General features: G+C 50.7%; 1 protein-coding gene. It reads left to right on the plus strand.

All coding sequences use genetic code 11. The annotated features are described in order from the left end of the window. Positions 1-32: 32 nt before the first annotated feature. A complete protein-coding gene (locus tag H6B10_RS14930) occupies positions 33-581 on the plus strand; it encodes a sigma-70 family RNA polymerase sigma factor (protein ID WP_204652302.1) in 549 nt (182 codons plus the stop codon). The last annotated feature ends 98 nt before the right edge of the window (positions 582-679 follow it).

Below are 679 nucleotides of genomic sequence, written 5' to 3' on the forward strand. Positions count from 1 at the left end.
CCTTTCCAAAATAAAGAAGGAGGAGAAAAATCATGCAGTTACATGAAGAAAAGGATTTGCTCCAAATTCTTCGGCGGGACCCGCAAATGGGGCTGGAGGAAATCCTCTCGCGGTACGGCGGGGTTCTGCATGGAATCGTCAGGCGGATTTTGCCGGATGAACGGGATGTGGAAGAATGCTTGTCCGATGTACTGGTGACATGCTGGCGAAATGCAGAAACACTGGAAGAGGAAAACAGCAATCTGCGTGCATGGTTGATTGTAACGGCACGTAACAAAGCCCTGGACCGATACAGGTGCTTACGGAGAGAAACGGTTGACCCCTTGCCGGAGGATTTTGAGCTGATCGCCGACGAACTGGTGGAACCCAGGCAGTCGGAAGCGGAAGCATTGATCGCAGAACTTGTGGAGGGACTTCAACCGCCGGATCGGGAAATATTCATACGCCGGTATTACGGCTTGCAATCCGGCAGAGAAATTGGCAAAGCTCTCCATATGGAAGAACATGCGGTGAATGTGCGGCTTTCCCGCGGACGTCAGCGATTAAAACGTCAGTTCCTGCAGATTTTTGGAAAGGAGTAAAGGCCATGAAACGTGTATATGATGAGATTGCGTCGGTGCAATTGCCGGAAAAGAAACTGTACGCTGCGCAGCAAAAACGAATTCTGAACCGTGCGTTG

Origin of the sequence: Gemmiger formicilis (genome assembly GCF_016901605.1) — a bacterium.
GTDB lineage: Bacteria > Bacillota > Clostridia > Oscillospirales > Ruminococcaceae > Gemmiger > Gemmiger formicilis_B.